We start from the raw sequence: 17,714 nt of genomic DNA, 5'->3' as shown, positions 1-17,714 counted from the left end.
AGCAGTATCCAAAGTTTAGTTAATAACTTTAAGGTTCAAAAACTTATTATTATGAAAACAAAGGATACTACTAGATCAAAGTTATTTATTGGAATTGACGTACACAAGCGAAGTTGGAAAATTCGTACTGCAACGGATCTTTTTGATGGATCATCGTTAACTATTCCACCAGATGCATTTAGTTTAAAAAAGTATGTGGATAGGCATTTTAAGGGATATACTGTTTATTGCTGTTATGAATCGGGTTGTTGTGGCTTTAGTCATTATCGACATTTTATTTCATTTGGATGGCATGCAAAGGTTGTTAACCCTGCAGATGTTCATCGTCCAGCCAAGGCCCAGTTTCAAAAGACCGACAAGATCGATGCACGTATGTTATGTAAAGAATTAAAGGATGGCCGACTCAAAGGAATTCATGTTCCTTCAATAGAACGAGAGCAGTTAAGATGTTTGTTTCGTCGAAGAAATGAGCTGGTTAAAGAACATCGAAAAATAAAGACTCAAATAAAGATGCAATTGTTGTATTTGGGGATTGAAATTCCAAAGCCATTTGACAATAGTCATTGGTCTCATAATTTTAGAGATTGGTTAAGAAATTTGACTTTTGAATATCCTACAATGGATTATTGTTTTGAGACACGTCTTATTACCTATGAATATATAGATAAGCAAAAGCGAGATGTGAGTACAAAATTACTTGCCTATTGTCGTAAGCATTATAAGAAAGATTATTATTTATTACGATCAGTTCCGGGAGTAGGAGGCATAGTAGCTTGTGGATTATTATGTGAATTGGGTGATTTAAGGCGTTTTAAAAATTTCAAACAATTAGCCAGTTATGTAGGATTGGTTCCCTGGGTACACCAAAGTGGAGATAATCTCAAAACTTCAGGGTTAACCCCAAGAGCAAATCGGCTAATGCGTAGTTATTTGGTAGAAGCTACTTGGCAAGCGTTGCGTTTTGATCCAGTTATGCAGGCCTATTATCGGTCACATTCAGGTAAAGATGTCAAACGCATATTGGTAAAAGTAGCGAGGAAACTCTTGAGTCGAATTCATGCAGTAATTAGAACTGAAATTCCTTATGAAGTAGGTGTAGTTAGTTAAATAAAAACATAAAACAAGCTTAAAACTCATTATAAAATTGGCACAAAAGATAGGACAACAAAACACCGTAGGTGAAACTCTAATACAGTTATCACATATTTATAGCAAGTTGCCTTGTTTGCCAAAATCATCATAGAGATGCTGGTGGATTCGCTAAAGACGGATACCACATATAGGATGCGGAGTTTTATAAAGCTAGCATTGAATTATTGATAACGCAAAAAGCGTAATCAACAGTTCAACACTAAAAATAATATCATGAATTAAAAAAAAGAAAAATATTGTATATTTAACCTAAGACTCGGGAAAGTGCTTTACATAGGATACGGTGTTGTGGCTAGTTTTTATTTTTACACTTTTCCACTAAACTATCTGTTATTCTTTCTAATTTTCTAGAACTCTTAAAATCATTCCATTTTTCCAAACTATCTTTTGAACTTATTAAAAACTCTCTGTATGAGTAATTAATTCCGCCATTTGGATTTGGATTATATTTTGTTCCACCACCACTTAACCAAATTCCTTCAACACTTTCGTCAGGTTTATTTTCTGAATCGTCAAAGTACATATAATTCGCACGAGTTGGTATTTCTGTCTTTTTTCCTTTTTTGTCAATTTTAAAATATCGATTATTTATATATCCGCTTTTTAAATTTCCTTTATAGAGTAAAATTCCGTTTTCTGGAATTCGCAATTGTTCTCGGTTATCAATAATTTCAATTTCTTCTCCACAAGGCATTTCAGATATTACAATTGCTTTTCCTTTAAAGTTTTCAGGGAATATTAAATCAAGTTTTTGAGCTGTAGCTGTTCCAATTGTTCCCATTAAATAGAAAAACAAATTCATAAATGGATACCAAAGAATTATTGGCGTTAAAATCCAAATTAATTTTGTTTTAATAGGTTTTTGAGAAAGTAATAATATTATAATTCCGATTACAAAAAGAGGTATTCCAAAAATCAGCCAATAAGGATTTAATGAAATTAGAAAAGACAAAATAATAATTACAATTCCAATTTTTCCTTTCATATTCAGGGTTTCGTTAAATGTTCGTTAAGGCAGATAGTTTACAAAGTTAAAGTCACATCCTTTACACTAGATTCTGACTTAGTCTAATTGATACTTGTTTGTCTCTTATTTTTTTTTCGTTAAAATAACCTAAAAATACGTCTCTATAAAATACTCTCCAAATTCCATTTCCTTGATCTTGAGCACCGACATATTTCCCTTTAAGTCCAGAAGTTAAATATACCCAATAATATGACTTCCACCGCATGGCTCCATTTTGACATACTTTCATCACTTTCATAGTTGAATGATAATCATATTTTGGAATTTTTTCAGGGTATGGTCTATTGGAAAAATCATGGCAATCTGCAGGGGTTTTCATTCCTAAAGATTCATGAGGCCTAATGTGATTATATTCTTTTACAAACCGATTTAAACTACGTTGTTGTGCCTTGAGATCAAATGCTGAAGGTTTGGCACAAGCAGCCTTTAAATCACGGTGCATTCGCTCGTGTCGTCCGTTTTGGTCTGGGCGTGCTGGGTCGGAATAAACAGGGTCAATTCCCAATTCAATAAACCAATAAGATAACCTTGTATATCTTTGAATGGCAGCTACAGATCCAAATGGACTACCATTGTCTGTATGTATTTGTTTAGGGATGCCATACTTTCTAAAAACCTTTGTAAACTCTTGCTTAACAGAGATGAAGTTCTCTTTATAATGCCCTTTTGCTGTAAACAAAAATCTACTCTTAGAATCGGCTATAGTAAGTGGATGACAGTAAATTTTATTGCCCATTAAAAACTTTCCTTTATAGTCTGCACTCCAAACTTCATTACACTTTTTAGGATCGAAAATGGGGAATACTGGCTTGACTCTTCTGCTTCGCTTTTGAGGTTTAACTAGGCCATTTTTAGAAAGGATGTTGTGAACAGTCACCACACTTGGAATAAGTTCATTAGCATACTCTTTAAACAACAAAATCCGAATTTTCTTCGCACCCCAAAGCATGTGTTTGTTTTTTAATTTTAAGATTGAATTTTCAACCTTTTGATTGGTTCTGTTGGGATGATTAATTGGGGCTCTTTTTTGCTCAATTAATCCCGATAGTCCCATTTTTTCATACCGAGAAATCAATTTGTAAGCAGTAGGTCGAGATATATTAAATGACCTACAAAGTTCTGTAATGGTATATTTCCCGGTTAACCATTCATGAATAAATTCTACTTTTTGTTCCATTTTAGTTTTTGCTTTCCAGACCATGATAAATACTTTTTCAAGTAATTTATGAATCTTAAAAGTGTAAACTATGTCCCTTTAACTTTGTAAAGGATGTCCCTTTACCGTACCAAATTAGCCACAACGGTTTGTGTATGGTTAGTTGCGTGGTTCAGCAACTAATTTAGTAAAAGGAAACCGAACGTTAGGGAAATCCGAAGGATTTTCCGAGTACATACAGACCCAAGCAATTAATTATACACGGTGTGCCTGTTGCACAAGATATATATAATTAGGGATAAAATGAACTAAAAAACGCATGAATTTATTGGTCATTAGACTGATATTCTGTATCTTGAGGTATGCAAGGCAAAAAAGAGTATCAAGAGAAATTATTCACTCAATTCCGAATGAGTGATCGGATTCCAAAGGAGAATTTTTATCGACGATTAAATGGGGAATTAGACCTACATTTTCTATATGTACTGACACGTCCTTATTATGGAGACAGTGGTCAAAAGAGCATAGATCCTACCGTGTTTTTCAAGTTGTGTTTGGTGGGATATTTAGAGAATATTATCAGTGATCGACAGTTGATTGCCCATTGTAGTTTACGTTTGGACATATTGTATTTTTTAGGCTATGATATTGATGAAGAGTTGCCCTGGCATAGCACAATAAGTCGTACGCGTCAATTATATCCAGAAAAAGTTTTTGAAGAAGTCTTTACGCGTGTTTTAATTATGTGTGTTGACAAAGGCATGGTAAGTGGCCATACTCAAGCGATAGATTCTGCTCCAATAAAGGCAAATGCCTCGATGGATACCTTGGAGTTAAAAGTGCCTGAAGAAGAATTAGAAGACCACTTAAAAAAGCTACGCCATATCAGTAGCATGGATAAACAAAAGCCTATTCGAAAAGCCAAAGAGAATAAAGCTTCAGATGCTCAAAAAAAAATTAGTGCCACCAAGCAAGAATTGTCTGCTATTAAAAGTCGGAATAAAAAATGGTCAAAAGATCAAGATCAACGCACGGGTGCAAACAATAAAAACTCAAAATACACCTCAAACAAAACGCATTATAGTCCCACCGATCCGGATGCTAAAATTAGTGTAAAGCCAGGCAAGGCACGCAAGCTGAACTATATGAGTCAGCTAAGTGTTGACACTGGACATCATGTAATCACTGACATTAAAGCGTATAAGGCAGATAAGAAAGACAGCCAATACTTACAAGACATTGTACCTCGATTAAAAAAACGATTGAACAAACAAGGGATCTTATGGCAAAATCTAGTGGCCGATACAGGCTATAGTGATGGAGAGAATTATGCTTTTTTGGAAAAAATAGGTTTACGAAGTTTTATACCACCTCACGGGACGTATAAAGGCGGTCCTGAGGATTTTGAATATGTCAAACAAGAGGATCATTATCTCTGTCCAGAGGGTCATATCGTTCCCTTTAAAAAAGTGTTTAATGATTATAGAACAGGTAGTAAGAAAAAGGAATATAGAATCTCCTCAAAAATTTGTAGAGACTGTCCGATAAGAAAACAATGTTTAGGTAAGACAGCACAAGAAAAGAAATTTTCGGTAACTTATTACAGAGAAGAATACGAACGAAATAACCATCGCGTAAGCAGCAACCAAGGTCGTTATATGAAATCAAAACGACAGAGTACTGTTGAACCTGTCTTTGGAACGCTAACTCAATTCATGGGCTTACGTAAAATAAATACCATTGGCATTGAGCAAGCCAACAAGGTGATGCATCTCTCCGCCATTGCCTACAACCTGAAAAAGTACCTAAAATTCACAAGTAAAGTTGTCAGAAGTGATGCCAAATCACTTGCGCTGTACTTAACTCACTGTTTTTGGCATATATTGAGCAGATCAAGCCATTTTAAGCCTTTTAAAAAAGATGAAATAGGGGACAGAAAAAATTATAGCCACGCTTAAAACTACTAAAAATAAATCCCCAATTAATCCAGATGGTCTATTTTGGTGCTTGTGCAACGATTACCGGTGTTGTGGGTAGTACTTTTCCAGTTTATAATTTCTTTAAATTCCTAAATTCATATTTTTCAGTCGGACTATTTCTCTCAATATCAATTTCATAATTTTCTGACTTAAAGGCTTTTTCAACAAATTCCTTTGCTTTGGAATATGCACAATGATAAGTTTCATACGAATCTTGCCAATGTCCGTCGTGTTCATAGTCAACCGAAAAAGCATATTCGTGTAGCAATGAATTCGCTTTAGTTTCTATTCGTCCAGCATTTTTACTTTTTAGAGCGTAAAGTATTTTCCAGTCATTAAATCCAGCATATTTAGTCCGATTTAGTGATTCGGTTCTGACTTCGACCGCTTTTGAAAATCCGATTTTCACAAGTTCTCCGGTTAAACTTCCAGCAATATATACTATTCCACCAGAGTCATTCCTTTTTTGAAATCCTAATGTTGCTGTATTACATTGACAACAATGTCCACTTCTGGTTCGTAAAGTGTGACCCTCTTTTTGGCAAGGTGTAACATTATAAGCAACTAATTTATTCAGTTCTTTCATAATCACACGATATTCAGATTTAGAAAGTCCGTCTGCGTTAAAAACAAATTTCGGATGAATATTTTGTTCTTTTAAAAATCTGATTTGTTCGCTTGTTATTCCTGCCATTTCGTTTTTCTCGTATTACCCACAACTATTGTATAAACGTATTACGTTTATCCCTGTTATGTTTATTATACTTTTTCTTGTAATAACATAGCTAAGGTATACTGCACTTCAATTGGGTTGGAGTAGGGTTTTATTTAGCGACTGCCTTTCAAATGTAGCATTAAAATGGCAATAAAGCAAATCAAAAATCTGGGCCTTAAATGTGCTCAAACTACGGTGTGAAAATTTAGCATGAATAGCAGTATAAAACAAGTTGTTAAAACAGGCTATTGCTAAATTAAGGGTAATATATGAAAAATAAAAGCTCAAAACACCTATTAATCGTATTTTGAGCCTAGAATAATAGTGTGTTTATTTAATGAAGAAATTGTTTGTTTTTTAGCTCAGTTCTTTGTTGTGTGACGTACTTTTTAATTTCTCAAGAATCTAATCTTTGGATAGTATTTTACATCTTTTCCTTTTCCAATTAAGAGTGTATTGAAAATTATAAACGCAAAATTAAATGCATACATAAAAATCAGAAAGAAAAAGTTAAATTTCATACTTGATGCTATACTGCCTCCAGAAATAAATTCATCCGTATGCCACTTACTTGCCATATAAATTGTATTTAATATAAACCCAAGGAAAAAAAATATTGTCCAAGAAATCTCAAAGTTAATAATGTCTTTTCCTATTTTATTGATATCTTTTAATTTGTCTTTTTTGGAATTCCACAAAATTAAAGGGACTAGAATTCCAAGTAAAGGAAAGAAAAGAAAAGTAAGAGTAGATAAGTTAAGTGCTTTTAGATAACCTCTATCTTCTTTAATTGTCCAATCAATTAACTCATCTGGATTAACATTCAATGCGTTAGATATTCTTTTGAGAGTATCGCCCGTTGGTTCGGTTTCTCCGTTTTCAATTCGTTGGATTGTTCTTAAACTAAGTCCAGAATCTTCAGTCAACTCCTCTTGAGATAAACCTTTTCTTTTTCTTAATTCTCTTACTCTTTTTGCTAATTCTTTGTTCTTCATTTTTCCGAGATTTAATTATTTCGAACAAAACTAAATCGAATCTTATATTTAAGTAGCGTCATCTTTATGTCATCTTTACGTCATCTGTGCCAATTCCTCAATTTTAGTCGTTTTCGGGTATGACACACAACAATTGTACAAACACATTACGTTTATTACCGTTATAATTATTATCGTATTTTCTTGTAATAACATAGCTAAGGTATACTGCACTTCAATTGGGTTGGAGTAGGGTTTTATTTAGCGACAGCCTTTCAAATGTAGCCATAAAATGGCAATAAAGCAAATCAAAAATCTGGGCAGTAAATGTACTCAAAGTACTCTGTGAAAATTCAGCGTTAATAGCAGTATGTAATAAGTTGTTAAAACGGGCTTTTGCTAAATCAGGGGTAATATATTATGGAAATTATAAAAGTACTTTAGTGAAAAATTAATGAAGTTTTATTTGTTTTTTACCACAGTACTTTGTTGTGGTTAGTTTTTTATTTCCACTTTCAAATATTTAATTTCCTTTTCACAACCTGTTTGAAATTCAGATTCAAGTTTTAAATAGTAACTATTTTTTGAAACTTTAGATTCTATTGTTCTCCAACCTTCAATTCCAATAACGTACTGTTCTTTAGTTTTTAAATCCGTTAATGCGATTTCCTCTTCTCCATAATAGTTTGAGTGTGAAATAGCCGTTTCTCCATTTGAAGTCAAAGGTTTTCCCATTGTGCGACAAGTCAGTCCGTTTTTTAAGTCAACTGATAAAAATCCCCAACCTTCAAATTCAGTAATTTCAATTAATGCATTTCCGCAATAAGTTCCTTTAAATTCGTAATTGGAATATCCTTTTTCTTTTAATAAATATTTACACGCTTTTAATTCAGGTGTTTTTATTCCAATTCCGATATTTGGGTTTGCTAAAAATGTGTAACAAGAATCTTTAAGTTTGAAAATTTCAGGATACTTTTTGGTCAGTTCAATTTCAGATCTTGGCTTAAAGTCAATAAATTCTTCTGAAATTCTAACAGCTTTATCATATTCCGCTTTATCAATAAGTTCAGATTCCCCATTTAGATTATTCGACAAATTTCGTATTTCAAAATCACAATCTTGAGCCCAAGAAAGTTGGACAATTGTAAGTAGAAATATTAAAATCAGTTTTCTGTTCATAGGTTTGGGCAAATTAACCACAACGGTTTTGTGTATGATTAGTGGCGTGTTTAAGAACCTAATTTAGCAAATAAAAACTGAATAGAAAATCCGCGAGAATTTTCGTAGGTAGACGATAACTAGCCATTAATTATACACGGTGTTGGCAATATGTGCCTTTATTAAATTATATTAGAAAAGAATTTTAATCCCATTTATTAACATTTGTACTGCCATCATAACTAAGATCATACCCATTAAGCGTTCAATAGCTTTTAACCCTCGCTCACGAAGAATTTTATAAAGAAATGGGGCAGTCAGCAACAATAATGCAGATAGTGACCAGGCGATAAGAAGAGCGAAAAACCAATTACCCAATTGATCTGGTTCATTACTAGTCATTAGAATTAGCATCGCTAAAACTGAAGGACCTGCAATCATAGGTATTGCAATCGGAACTATAAAAGGTTCTCCATCAGGTTGTTTTCCCATTACACCTTCTGGACGAGGAAATATCAATCGAAGACCTATTATTAATAAGATAATTCCTCCAGCGATCGTAACTGATTCTTGTTGTAAATGAAGAAAATTTAAAAGATTCTGCCCTCCAAAAAGGAAAATAATCAATATTACCAGAGCGATTAAAAGCTCTCTAATAATAATAAATCGCTGACGTTTAGGGCTTATGCCCTTCAAAACTGATAGTAATACAGGTATATTACCTAATGGATCCATTAAAAAAAAGAGTAATACTGCAGCCGACCAAATTGAGCCTCCTAAATCATTCATATTTTTATTATTTATTATTCTTGCATTATTGCCAACGAAGGGATATAAGTACCGTTACCTATATACTCCATATATCCTTACAAATCTAAAGGATTTTTTATTTGTAAAAAAACATTTGTCGCCACATGTGTATAAATTTCGGTAGTTTTTGGGTTTTTATGCCCAAGCAAGGCTTGGATATATCTTAAATCTGTACCGTTTTCAAGTAGATGGGTTGCAAAAGAATGCCTTAAAACATGTGGGGTAACATTCATCTTGACACCACTTTTTTTAGCTGCTCGTTTTACTATTTTGAGCACACTTTCTGCCGAATATTGATTTCCTTTAGGGCCTTCAAATAGATATATTTTGGGTTTCCATTCTCTATAATATAGCCTAAGGTCTTTTAAAAAAGTTTTTGAAAGCAAAGTATATCTATCTTTGTTGCCTTTTGCCCCTTCAATTCGTATCAACATTCTTTTACTGTCGATATTTTCCACTTTCAAATTCAACAATTCACTTCTTCTAAGACCTGCCGAGTATAGTAAGCTAACGATGCAACGATGTTTTATGTTGTTGGTTTGTTCAATTACACTCAAAACATCTTCTTTTGATAGAACTTTTGGTAATTTTTCTTCTTTCCTTGGTCTTTCAATAGTATAGAATCTGTTGGGCATGCCAAGTACAACTTCATAATAAAATTTTATGGCGTTGATCGTCTGATTTATAGATGAGTTTGACTTCTTTTCCTTAATTAGTTTTTGCAAATAGTCTCTAATGTCATTTTCATTTAAATCTAATAGATCCGAATCTTTATAATGGTTTATAAACGACTCAAAACATGACACATAATTCTTGACCGTATTGTTGGCATATCTTTTAAGTTCAAGTTTTTTTAAGTATTCTTCGGGGCATTTTCTATAGCCTTTTTTCTTTTCACGCTTCTTGAACCAGTCTAAATCAACATCTACATTATCATTTCTCAGCGTTTTATTTTGAAAAAAATAATTACCATTTATCCAAGCCACACCCTTAAATTTCTCAAAAACAAGGTTAACGTTCTGTTTAGTGTTTAAGATATAGACCATGTTAAACTCCTTGCTCCACTTAGGGCTTGGCAACTCTTTTATCAATGCTTGTACTACTGTATCAGTATAAAACTGTAGTCCAATACATTGCTGTTTTCGTATTAATAGGTGTTTAAGGGTTATTGATTTTTCCATTTGACTTACTACTTTATTCAATATTACATTTAAATACTAAAATAATCGTATATTATACGAATAGTATACGTATAATGTACGATTAAAATTAAAATTATATGAAACTTAAAAAAATATGTTTGTCCTGTAATAAGGAACTCAAAGGGCGATCGGACAAGAAATTTTGTGATCAATACTGTAAAAGTGCATACCATTATAAATTGTCGCAAGAACAGGCTCCAAAGTTTTTTAACCAAGTTGATAATCAATTGAAACTAAACCGAAAAATTTTAAAAGAATATAATAAAGCGGGCAAAGCAACCGTGAGAGCAGAAATAATTATAGATTTAGGCTTTGACCCAAATTTTTTCACGCATTACTGGAAAAATCAAAAAGGAGATGTTTACCTGTTTGTATATGAATATGGTTTTTTGTCAAAGAAAGAAAATGGAAGAAAAAAAATTATCCTTATTTTATGGCAAGAATATATGAATCACAATAAATTTAAGCAATAGTTAACTATTTGTCTGAAAAATTGTTCGCTTTTGGCGAACGGATTTGAAGAGCAAGAGGGTAGCGTGCTAAAGCAACGCTACTGGTGCATTTTGCTTCGCAAAGCTCTGTGGTTAAAGGGTGTTTGAAAACATTGGGTCTAAAAGAAAATATCAAAATTGTGTCAAATCCTTTGTAAAGCCCTGAAAACATTGAAGAAAATTGTAACAATTTATAATAATCAAGAAATAAATTTTAAATAAGTTGATTGTGGCTACCGCATCCGTCCCGAATTCTCGGGAGCGGATTTGGTTCATTTTTAAACTGGTGGATTCTCATCCGCAAATACCAGCCTCTAAATCCACAAGTTTAAAAACGTTTGTTTTTTTGCCTTAAAAGATTTTTTTTGACACTGCGACCTTCGGGAGCAGACAAGACGTTTTTGTGGCAACAAAAACACATCTTGCACTTATCTGCATTCCTCATAATCGAAGTACCTTTTAAGATTAGATTATTTGAAGTTATTTTCCAACTTTCAAAAAATATTGGCTATTGAAAAGAAAAATATAAAAATCAAAATTTAACTATTTCTATAAGAGCGATTAGATTCAATTTCCTTATTTTTTTTATTTTCAAAACGTATCATTAAATTTTGAATATCCTCACTAATTTTATGTTCCAATACTCTGGCATATATTTGTGTTGTAGATAATTTGGTATGCCCTAATAATTTAGATACGGTTTCAATAGGAACACCATTAGATAAAAGTACCGTAGTCGCAAAGGTATGCCGAGCAACATGAAAAGAAATGTTTTTACGAATACCACAAGCTTTTGCAATCTCCTTTAAATAACTGTTCGTTTTCTGGTTAGAGTAGAGTGGAAGCAATAATTCAGAACCAATCTCTTTAGAAATGACCTTGTACTTCTCAACAATAACCAAGGCTTTTGGTAAAATAGGTATTTTAACCGTTTCATTTGTTTTTTCACGTTTTGTATAAATCCAAAAGTTAGCATCAATGCCTTTGACTATTTGATGAATGGTTAATTGCTTTACATCGATATAAGACAAACCCGTATAGCAAGAAAAAATAAATATATCTTTTACCCTTTCCAAACGTTCACTTTTAAAATAAGTATTCTCAATAAGCTCTAGTTCCCTTTGTGAGAGATATTGCCTGTCATACTTATCAAACCTCAATTGAAACCGACTAAAAGGATTTTTTACCAACCATTCCAATTTAATGGCAAGATTTATCATTTTTTTAAACCGTTCCAAATGTTTCATTACACCATTATTGGTCAATGTTTTCCTTTTTGTAGTGGGATTATAATTTCTAAGGAACTGCTCAAAGTCAATGATAAAACGATAATTCAATTGTTTTAAATAAATATCATCTGCTTTTAATTTTTGGGCTAAGAATTTGTTTAAATATCTTTCGGTAGTATAATAATTTTTCATAGTACCAGCCTTTAAGACAGAAACCATATTGGTATTATGGTACCTTATAAGCTCGTTAAGCGTTTTTAATTGGTCGTCCTCGCCCAAATAGCGGGCTTTGATGGATTTGGCAGAGATGATCTTGAACTCCTCTAAAAGCTGTCTATGACAATCCAATAATTGACCATAAACTTGGTCTAAATACTTGTTCAGGTTACGAGAATTTGAAGATGTTCCCCTTGCTCGGGCTTTAGAATTGTCCCAATTGCACACCTCTATACACCTTTTTAGACTGATTTCTGCTCGTTTTCCGTCAACGGTAATACGTGCGTAAATAGATAATTCATTAAGGTTACTACGTGATTTTCTTGTAAAGAAAATTACTCCGAAAGTGCTGTTTTTCTGCATGTTATAAGTCTTAAGTTAAACATTGTGTGTTTGTAAAGACGAAAGTCAAATCGCTTCTAAAGTTCTTTAAAGGTAGAAAAAAATCAGGATAGAACTGCACACCGAATTGCACACCTATTAGTTGGTTTTAAATGAAATCAATTGACATCATTAAAAACAAAAAACACTGATAATCATACGATTAACAGTGTTTTAGTTTGACCTATTACTAGGTTCGTCGGGGTGGCAGGATTCGAACCTGCGACCTCCGCGTCCCAAACGCGGCGCGATAACCGGGCTACGCTACACCCCGAAAAAAACAGTTATCACTGTAAAACAATATTTCAAACATCAATTGATGCTTTGTTGGTTATGGATGGGATTAACAATGTTGTTCCCTATTACCACATACTGCAAATTTTATCCTCTCAAAGTTTTACAAGCGAGCTTGACAACTTTGTTCTGCTAAAATTTTACTCGCAGCTTTAATTGATTGCGGAGAGGAAGGGATTCGAACCCCCGGTACCCTTACGAGTACAACTCCTTAGCAGGGAGCCCCGATCGACCACTCCGGCACCTCTCCAAAATTTTAATGAACAGCATTAATTTTTTAATGCGAGTGCAAATGTAATAAAATTTGATAATTTAAAACCAAAAATAACGAGAGAAATTATAAAAAAAAAGTGAAAACTCAGTATTTCTCTTTTTAAATCAATTCAATGCTTTGTCTATCATTATTTTATGTCAGAAATTTAGGATAAAAACAATTCAATTATTCTTCTTCAGTGTAATCATCAATATCTCTTCTGTCTTTTTTAGTAGGTCTACCTGTTCCTTTTTTTCTGTAATACTCTTTAGAGTACTTTAATACTTCTGAATTTTCAAAGGCTTCTTTAGGTGTGGTGTCTTTACGATAAAGATCTACAAGTTTGGCACCAACGCGGTTAGGAGGTAAGTCTAACACCTCTAATTCATAATTGATTTGATTCTTGCGGACTAAAATTTTCTCGCCTATATAAACCTCTTTAGAAGGTTTACAGTTAGATGCGTTTATTTTTATATGACCCTTTTTACAAGCATCTGTAGCTTTACTACGGGTCTTATAATACCGGGTTGTCCATAAATATTTATCTATTCGCATAGTCTAAAACTTAAAAAGCTCATTTTACAATTTGTAAAATGAGCTTTTTATAATTGTAATTTATTATTTTAATTCTTGGGGTAAGATATACATTTCCTTAGAAAATTGTCTTTTGTCAGCAGAATTAAATACTTTTTTACTTTTTAATTCAAATCCCTTTGTATTCTGATTTCTACTTACCGTGCCAGATATATCATCTAAAGCTAATTTTAATAAAGGTTCTTCAACATCACCAAATGGTTTCATGTCAGAAATGTATTCAACTTGCGGAATGTCAGGTTCAAATCCCGCTGTGTAATCACTTTGGTCTAATTTATTAAATATTTTAAATGTTATAGGTTGCATTGCGTTTGTATGAGCTAAGTTAATTCCAGAAGTGCCAAAATCAGGTGAATCATAAATTGTAAATGACCCTACATTCTTTCCATAGGTGGTTGTGCCTATTAAAACAACATTAGCATCTCCCATATAGGCTCTCAACCCATTAATTACCATTTCGCTTGCTGAGGCGGTATCATCTGATACAATGACATATAGTTTATTAATTGTTGACAAACGGTTTATAGCTACATCTCCAGTACTATTACCTTCTATATCATAAATTCTAGCGGTATTAAAAAATGGATAATAAGAGTCATCTTCAGAATTTTTACTATTATTAATTAACTTGGCAAAAATATCACTAGTCGAAGCATCTCCATAAATCATACTTGATAAATAAGCACATGTTAATACAGAACCACCTCCATTATATCTTAAGTCTAAAACTAATTCTTGAATGTTTTGTGATTTAAATTCACCAAAAACATCATTCATCTCACCATGGAACGTGTATTTAAAGCCATTATAAACTAAATACCCCACTTTTTTTCCATCAATATCAAAAGTACTTGAGTAATGAATAGGGTTTTCTACAACCTCTCGCAATGTTAAACTAGCTTCTTTTCCATTCGAAACAACAGAAGCCTCTGAGTTGTTAATCTCTAATGTGGCAAACTTCATCGAAATATTATTATCGCTATAATATTTATTGACAACTGAATAATTATTTATATTTAATGTAATATCATTAAAAACATTAAAAACGTCACCTCTTTTTAATCCCGCTTCAGATGCAGGGGTATTGGGAACAATATAGGTTATGTAACCTATAACATCATCACTATCATCATTCAATCTAGCTAAAGAAAATTCAAATCCAAAAGCATCGTTAACTCCTCTACGAGCATCATCTGAAGCTCTATAATCATCAATAAACCATGAAAATCTGTCAGATACACCTTTTTGAAACAGTAAGGATTCAAATAATTCTTCAGGATCACTATAGCTATTTAAATAGGTGTTGTAATCGCTCAATTCATCATTTTTTGTATCTGCTAAATTAGGTACATCTTCTTGCCAATAATAATATGTATTTAACCCTCGCCAAACAAAGTCGTTAATTTCATTATTTAATTCAACTATTGGTTCTTGAGGTTCATCTTTGTTTTTATCGCAACTGATAAATAATAAGGTAAGGAGAGTAACGGTTGTTAATACCAATTTCTTCATATATTTTTTTTAAAGTTTGTCGCAAATTAAGGAAAATAATTACAATAGTTTAATGCTATGTAACAAAAAGATTACTTGTTCGTCTTAAATTATAGACAACAGATTTGAAACATTAGAGTTAAGATTAAAACAATTTCTAATCTTTGAATATAAGTCTTACAATAATCAAACCAAAAAAACATTAGTAACAAAATGAGCACTTAATCGTCTTTAAAATAGAGATGGGACGATGGAATAAATAAATTCGTGTTAATTTGTGTAATTAGTGCCAAACCTAACCAAAATGCAACAAACTGAATTTTTAAATACAGTTTTACCGTTAAAAGACAAAGTTTTTAGATTAGCTAAAAGGTTGTTAGTCTCTATTGATGAGGCAGAAGATGCAACCCAAGAGTTATTCTTAAAATTATGGAAGAATAAGAGTAAGCTGAAAAATTATAGCAGTGTTGAAGCTTTTGCAATGACCATGACAAAAAATTATTGTTTAGATCAGCTAAAGGCAAAACGTTCAAATAATTTAAAATTAGTACATAGTAATTATAAGGATAATAATATCTCACTAGAAAGAGATATTGAGGTAAAAGATAGTGTAAGTAAAGTACATGAGTTGATTGAAAATTTACCAGAAAAACAGAAATTAATAATACAATTAAGAGATGTTGAGAATTTTGAATTTGAAGAAATTGGCAAGATTCTTGACTTACAGCCAACAGCGGTGCGTGTAGCATTGTCGAGAGCAAGAAAAACAATAAGACAACAATTGATAAAACAACATAACTATGGAATTAGCTAACATAGAACAACTAATTGAAAAATATGAAAATGCTGAAACTTCTTTACAAGAAGAGCAGGTATTGGCAACGTATTTTCAACAAGATAATACACCGGCACATTTACTAGAATATAAAGCAATGTTCGGTTATTTTAATGAGAGTAAAGCAGAACGTTTTACGAAGACCATTCCTTTAAAAACTAAAAAGCCGTATTGGAAATGGGCCTCAGTAGCCGCTGCAGCAATCTTATTAGTTAGTATGTATACGATTAATAAACCTGGTAGTTTATCAGATCAAGAGCGTATAGATGCCACACAGGCTTATCAAGAAACTCAGAAAGCATTCCAATTGATTTCTCAAAATCTAAATAAAGGAGAAAGTGTTGCTATTGCTGGATTACAAGAGTTTCAAAAAACACAGAATAAAGTATTTAAAAACAACTAAAAAATAGAAATTATGAACACACTATATAATAATAAAGAAATGAACTTTTCAACAAAAAATAACAATCTCAAAACAAATAATAAAAATATAATGAGTAAAACTAAAAATTTAATAATTGCCCTAGCCTTAGTAATAGCACCTTTAGCAACTTTTGCACAATCAACATTTGATAATTTTGCTGATATGGATGATGTATCTGTAGTAACAGTGAATAAAAAAATGTTTGAGCTAATGGGTAAGGTAGCTGGAGAAACAGATGATGCAAAAGAGTATATTAACCTTGTAAGTGGTCTTAATAGTTTAAGAGTGTTGGCTACTGAAAATGTTTCTATTGCCGCAGAAATGAAAGCTAAAGTAGCTAGTTACTTAAAGTCTTCTAAGTTATCTGAACTAATGAGTGTTAAGGATAAAGAAGGTAATGTTAAGATTTATATTAGAGAAGGTAAAGATGCAGATCATGTAAAAGAACTTTTTATGTTTATTGATGGTATTAGTACAGATATGGGCGGTGTAGATCGTGATGCAAAAGCTGTAATTGTTTCTATAACAGGTGATATTGATTTGAATAAAATCTCTAAGCTAACGGAGCAAATGAATATTCAGGGAGGTGAGCATTTAAAAGATGTAAAAAAGAAGAACTAAGACGCTGTGAGTTCTTAGTATAAGGATATTCCTTTTTTTAAAGTAATTTGATAATCTCAAAACATATATTCCAATGAAAACTATAACTAAAATACTATCTATTTCAATTGTAATGCTATTATTGGCTTCATGTGGAAGTAGTCCATCTTTGCAAAAGTATTATATTGATAATCAAGATGATGATAACTTTATATCTTTAGATTTACCCGCAAGTTTGGTGAGTTTAAAAGATGATGCATCGGCAGAGGCACAAAGCACATTAGCATCGATAAAAAAATTAAATGTGCTTGCCTTTGTGAAAAACAAAGCAAATGAACCTCAGTATGCTTTAGAAAAAGCCAAAGTAAAAGCCATTATTAAAGATAATAAATATGTTGAACTGATCCGTTTTAAGGATAAGGGTAGAGATGTTATTGTTAAATATGAGGGAAGTGAAGAAGATAATTCTATCGATGAATTGGTTGTTTATGGAAATGACAAATCTCAAGGTTTTGCTTTAGTAAGAGTGTTGGGCGATAAAATGGAACCTGGTAAGATTCTTAAAATGATGAAAGAAATAGGTGATATTGATGGAGACGGGTTTAAAAGCTTAAAAGATTTAGCGAAGAATATGAAATAATTCTAATTGCAAGTGTTCTACTTGTTGTTATAAAAAAGTAAAAACCTGAACGCAACTTGCGTTCAGGTTTTTTTTTGTTTTAATTTTTCTTTT

General features: G+C 32.3%; 17 protein-coding genes and 2 tRNA genes. 7 read left to right on the top strand and 12 right to left on the bottom strand.

The annotated features are described in order from the left end of the window. The first annotated feature begins 51 nt into the window (after positions 1-51). Positions 52-1,107 carry an IS110 family RNA-guided transposase gene (locus tag FF125_RS11555; protein WP_138949303.1) on the top strand — a complete coding sequence of 352 codons (1,056 nt, stop codon included), beginning with the start codon at positions 52-54 and terminating at the stop codon, positions 1,105-1,107. Between the two features lie 337 nt (positions 1,108-1,444). On the opposite strand, the gene FF125_RS11550 is transcribed toward FF125_RS11555, so the two are convergent. Both FF125_RS11550 and FF125_RS11545 read right to left on the bottom strand, forming a co-directional pair. Further along, on the bottom strand, positions 1,445-2,137 hold the full coding sequence (locus FF125_RS11550; RefSeq protein ID WP_138949912.1) for a DUF6843 domain-containing protein: 693 nt from the start codon (positions 2,135-2,137) through the stop codon (positions 1,445-1,447). Positions 2,138-2,198: 61 nt separating this feature from the next. Next, the gene (locus FF125_RS11545; protein WP_138949911.1) at positions 2,199-3,380 is read right to left on the bottom strand and encodes an integrase core domain-containing protein; all 1,182 of its coding nucleotides are present in this window, start codon (positions 3,378-3,380) and stop codon (positions 2,199-2,201) included. A 317-nt stretch (positions 3,381-3,697) separates the two neighbouring features. Between FF125_RS11545 and FF125_RS11540 the strand changes: the two genes are divergently transcribed. After that, positions 3,698-5,293 carry an IS1182 family transposase gene (locus FF125_RS11540; protein ID WP_250629571.1) on the top strand — a complete coding sequence of 532 codons (1,596 nt, stop codon included), beginning with the start codon at positions 3,698-3,700 and terminating at the stop codon, positions 5,291-5,293. 91 nt (positions 5,294-5,384) lie between these two features. Here FF125_RS11540 and FF125_RS11535 read toward each other — a convergent pair whose 3' ends face one another. The 5 genes from FF125_RS11535 to xerA form a co-directional block, all read right to left on the bottom strand. After that, complete coding sequence (locus FF125_RS11535) at positions 5,385-6,008, bottom strand: GIY-YIG nuclease family protein (protein WP_138949910.1); 624 nt, start codon at positions 6,006-6,008, stop codon at positions 5,385-5,387. Between the two features lie 410 nt (positions 6,009-6,418). Continuing rightward, a complete protein-coding gene (locus FF125_RS11530) occupies positions 6,419-7,024 on the bottom strand; it encodes a helix-turn-helix domain-containing protein (RefSeq protein WP_138949909.1) in 606 nt (201 codons plus the stop codon). Positions 7,025-7,498: 474 nt separating this feature from the next. Beyond that, positions 7,499-8,182: a hypothetical protein gene (locus tag FF125_RS11525; RefSeq protein WP_138949908.1), complete on the bottom strand. Its 684-nt coding sequence runs from the start codon at positions 8,180-8,182 to the stop codon at positions 7,499-7,501. Between the two features lie 171 nt (positions 8,183-8,353). Further along, a complete protein-coding gene (locus FF125_RS11520) occupies positions 8,354-8,950 on the bottom strand; it encodes a YhgN family NAAT transporter (RefSeq protein WP_093145555.1) in 597 nt (198 codons plus the stop codon). A gap of 77 nt (positions 8,951-9,027) precedes the next feature. Beyond that, complete coding sequence (gene xerA / locus FF125_RS11515) at positions 9,028-10,152, bottom strand: site-specific tyrosine recombinase/integron integrase (RefSeq protein ID WP_138949907.1); 1,125 nt, start codon at positions 10,150-10,152, stop codon at positions 9,028-9,030. Between the two features lie 98 nt (positions 10,153-10,250). Between xerA and FF125_RS11510 the strand changes: the two genes are divergently transcribed. Further along, positions 10,251-10,646 carry a hypothetical protein gene (locus FF125_RS11510; protein WP_138949906.1) on the top strand — a complete coding sequence of 132 codons (396 nt, stop codon included), beginning with the start codon at positions 10,251-10,253 and terminating at the stop codon, positions 10,644-10,646. Between the two features lie 557 nt (positions 10,647-11,203). Here FF125_RS11510 and FF125_RS11505 read toward each other — a convergent pair. The 5 genes from FF125_RS11505 to FF125_RS11485 all read right to left on the bottom strand — a co-directional run bounded on the left by FF125_RS11505 (position 11,204) and on the right by FF125_RS11485 (position 15,143). Further along, positions 11,204-12,472 carry a site-specific integrase gene (locus FF125_RS11505; RefSeq protein WP_138949905.1) on the bottom strand — a complete coding sequence of 423 codons (1,269 nt, stop codon included), beginning with the start codon at positions 12,470-12,472 and terminating at the stop codon, positions 11,204-11,206. A gap of 217 nt (positions 12,473-12,689) precedes the next feature. Further along, positions 12,690-12,764: transfer RNA gene (locus FF125_RS11500), tRNA-Pro, on the bottom strand. A 183-nt stretch (positions 12,765-12,947) separates the two neighbouring features. Beyond that, a tRNA-Ser gene (locus FF125_RS11495) sits at positions 12,948-13,034 on the bottom strand. 189 nt (positions 13,035-13,223) lie between these two features. Then, on the bottom strand, positions 13,224-13,592 hold the full coding sequence (locus tag FF125_RS11490) for an RNA-binding S4 domain-containing protein (RefSeq protein WP_138949904.1): 369 nt from the start codon (positions 13,590-13,592) through the stop codon (positions 13,224-13,226). A 63-nt stretch (positions 13,593-13,655) separates the two neighbouring features. After that, entirely contained in the window at positions 13,656-15,143 is a 1,488-nt protein-coding gene (locus FF125_RS11485; RefSeq protein WP_138949903.1) for a S41 family peptidase, read from the bottom strand. Positions 15,144-15,426: 283 nt separating this feature from the next. Between FF125_RS11485 and FF125_RS11480 the strand changes: the two genes are divergently transcribed. From FF125_RS11480 to FF125_RS11465, 4 genes are all read left to right on the top strand, one after another. Further along, entirely contained in the window at positions 15,427-15,936 is a 510-nt protein-coding gene (locus tag FF125_RS11480) for an RNA polymerase sigma factor (RefSeq protein ID WP_138949902.1), read from the top strand. Then, entirely contained in the window at positions 15,923-16,360 is a 438-nt protein-coding gene (locus tag FF125_RS11475; protein WP_175418913.1) for a hypothetical protein, read from the top strand. The genes FF125_RS11480 and FF125_RS11475 overlap by 14 nt, the downstream gene beginning before the upstream one ends. A 12-nt stretch (positions 16,361-16,372) precedes the next feature. Further along, positions 16,373-17,002 (top strand): DUF4252 domain-containing protein, encoded by a 630-nt coding sequence (locus FF125_RS11470; protein ID WP_250629570.1) that lies wholly within the window; start codon positions 16,373-16,375, stop codon positions 17,000-17,002. 73 nt (positions 17,003-17,075) lie between these two features. Beyond that, positions 17,076-17,621 carry a DUF4252 domain-containing protein gene (locus tag FF125_RS11465; RefSeq protein ID WP_138949901.1) on the top strand — a complete coding sequence of 182 codons (546 nt, stop codon included), beginning with the start codon at positions 17,076-17,078 and terminating at the stop codon, positions 17,619-17,621. Positions 17,622-17,714: the final 93 nt, after the last annotated feature.

The organism is Aureibaculum algae (genome assembly GCF_006065315.1).
GTDB classification, from domain to species: domain Bacteria; phylum Bacteroidota; class Bacteroidia; order Flavobacteriales; family Flavobacteriaceae; genus Aureibaculum; species Aureibaculum algae.
Note: the sequence above shows the minus strand (reverse complement) of the source record. Positions and strands in the feature narration are given on the sequence as shown.

What these genes read in the sequence shown, in the direction of transcription:
- FF125_RS11555 (WP_138949303.1), top strand. Translation starts at nt 52, where the DNA reads ATGAAAACAAAGGATACTACTAGATCAAAGTTATTTATTGGAATTGAC.
- FF125_RS11550 (WP_138949912.1), bottom strand. Translation starts at nt 2,137, where the DNA reads ATGAAAGGAAAAATTGGAATTGTAATTATTATTTTGTCTTTTCTAATT.
- FF125_RS11545 (WP_138949911.1), bottom strand. Translation starts at nt 3,380, where the DNA reads ATGGTCTGGAAAGCAAAAACTAAAATGGAACAAAAAGTAGAATTTATT.
- FF125_RS11540 (WP_250629571.1), top strand. Translation starts at nt 3,698, where the DNA reads ATGCAAGGCAAAAAAGAGTATCAAGAGAAATTATTCACTCAATTCCGA.
- FF125_RS11535 (WP_138949910.1), bottom strand. Translation starts at nt 6,008, where the DNA reads ATGGCAGGAATAACAAGCGAACAAATCAGATTTTTAAAAGAACAAAAT.
- FF125_RS11530 (WP_138949909.1), bottom strand. Translation starts at nt 7,024, where the DNA reads ATGAAGAACAAAGAATTAGCAAAAAGAGTAAGAGAATTAAGAAAAAGA.
- FF125_RS11525 (WP_138949908.1), bottom strand. Translation starts at nt 8,182, where the DNA reads ATGAACAGAAAACTGATTTTAATATTTCTACTTACAATTGTCCAACTT.
- FF125_RS11520 (WP_093145555.1), bottom strand. Translation starts at nt 8,950, where the DNA reads ATGAATGATTTAGGAGGCTCAATTTGGTCGGCTGCAGTATTACTCTTT.
- xerA (WP_138949907.1), bottom strand. Translation starts at nt 10,152, where the DNA reads ATGGAAAAATCAATAACCCTTAAACACCTATTAATACGAAAACAGCAA.
- FF125_RS11510 (WP_138949906.1), top strand. Translation starts at nt 10,251, where the DNA reads ATGAAACTTAAAAAAATATGTTTGTCCTGTAATAAGGAACTCAAAGGG.
- FF125_RS11505 (WP_138949905.1), bottom strand. Translation starts at nt 12,472, where the DNA reads ATGCAGAAAAACAGCACTTTCGGAGTAATTTTCTTTACAAGAAAATCA.
- FF125_RS11490 (WP_138949904.1), bottom strand. Translation starts at nt 13,592, where the DNA reads ATGCGAATAGATAAATATTTATGGACAACCCGGTATTATAAGACCCGT.
- FF125_RS11485 (WP_138949903.1), bottom strand. Translation starts at nt 15,143, where the DNA reads ATGAAGAAATTGGTATTAACAACCGTTACTCTCCTTACCTTATTATTT.
- FF125_RS11480 (WP_138949902.1), top strand. Translation starts at nt 15,427, where the DNA reads ATGCAACAAACTGAATTTTTAAATACAGTTTTACCGTTAAAAGACAAA.
- FF125_RS11475 (WP_175418913.1), top strand. Translation starts at nt 15,923, where the DNA reads ATGGAATTAGCTAACATAGAACAACTAATTGAAAAATATGAAAATGCT.
- FF125_RS11470 (WP_250629570.1), top strand. Translation starts at nt 16,373, where the DNA reads ATGAACACACTATATAATAATAAAGAAATGAACTTTTCAACAAAAAAT.
- FF125_RS11465 (WP_138949901.1), top strand. Translation starts at nt 17,076, where the DNA reads ATGAAAACTATAACTAAAATACTATCTATTTCAATTGTAATGCTATTA.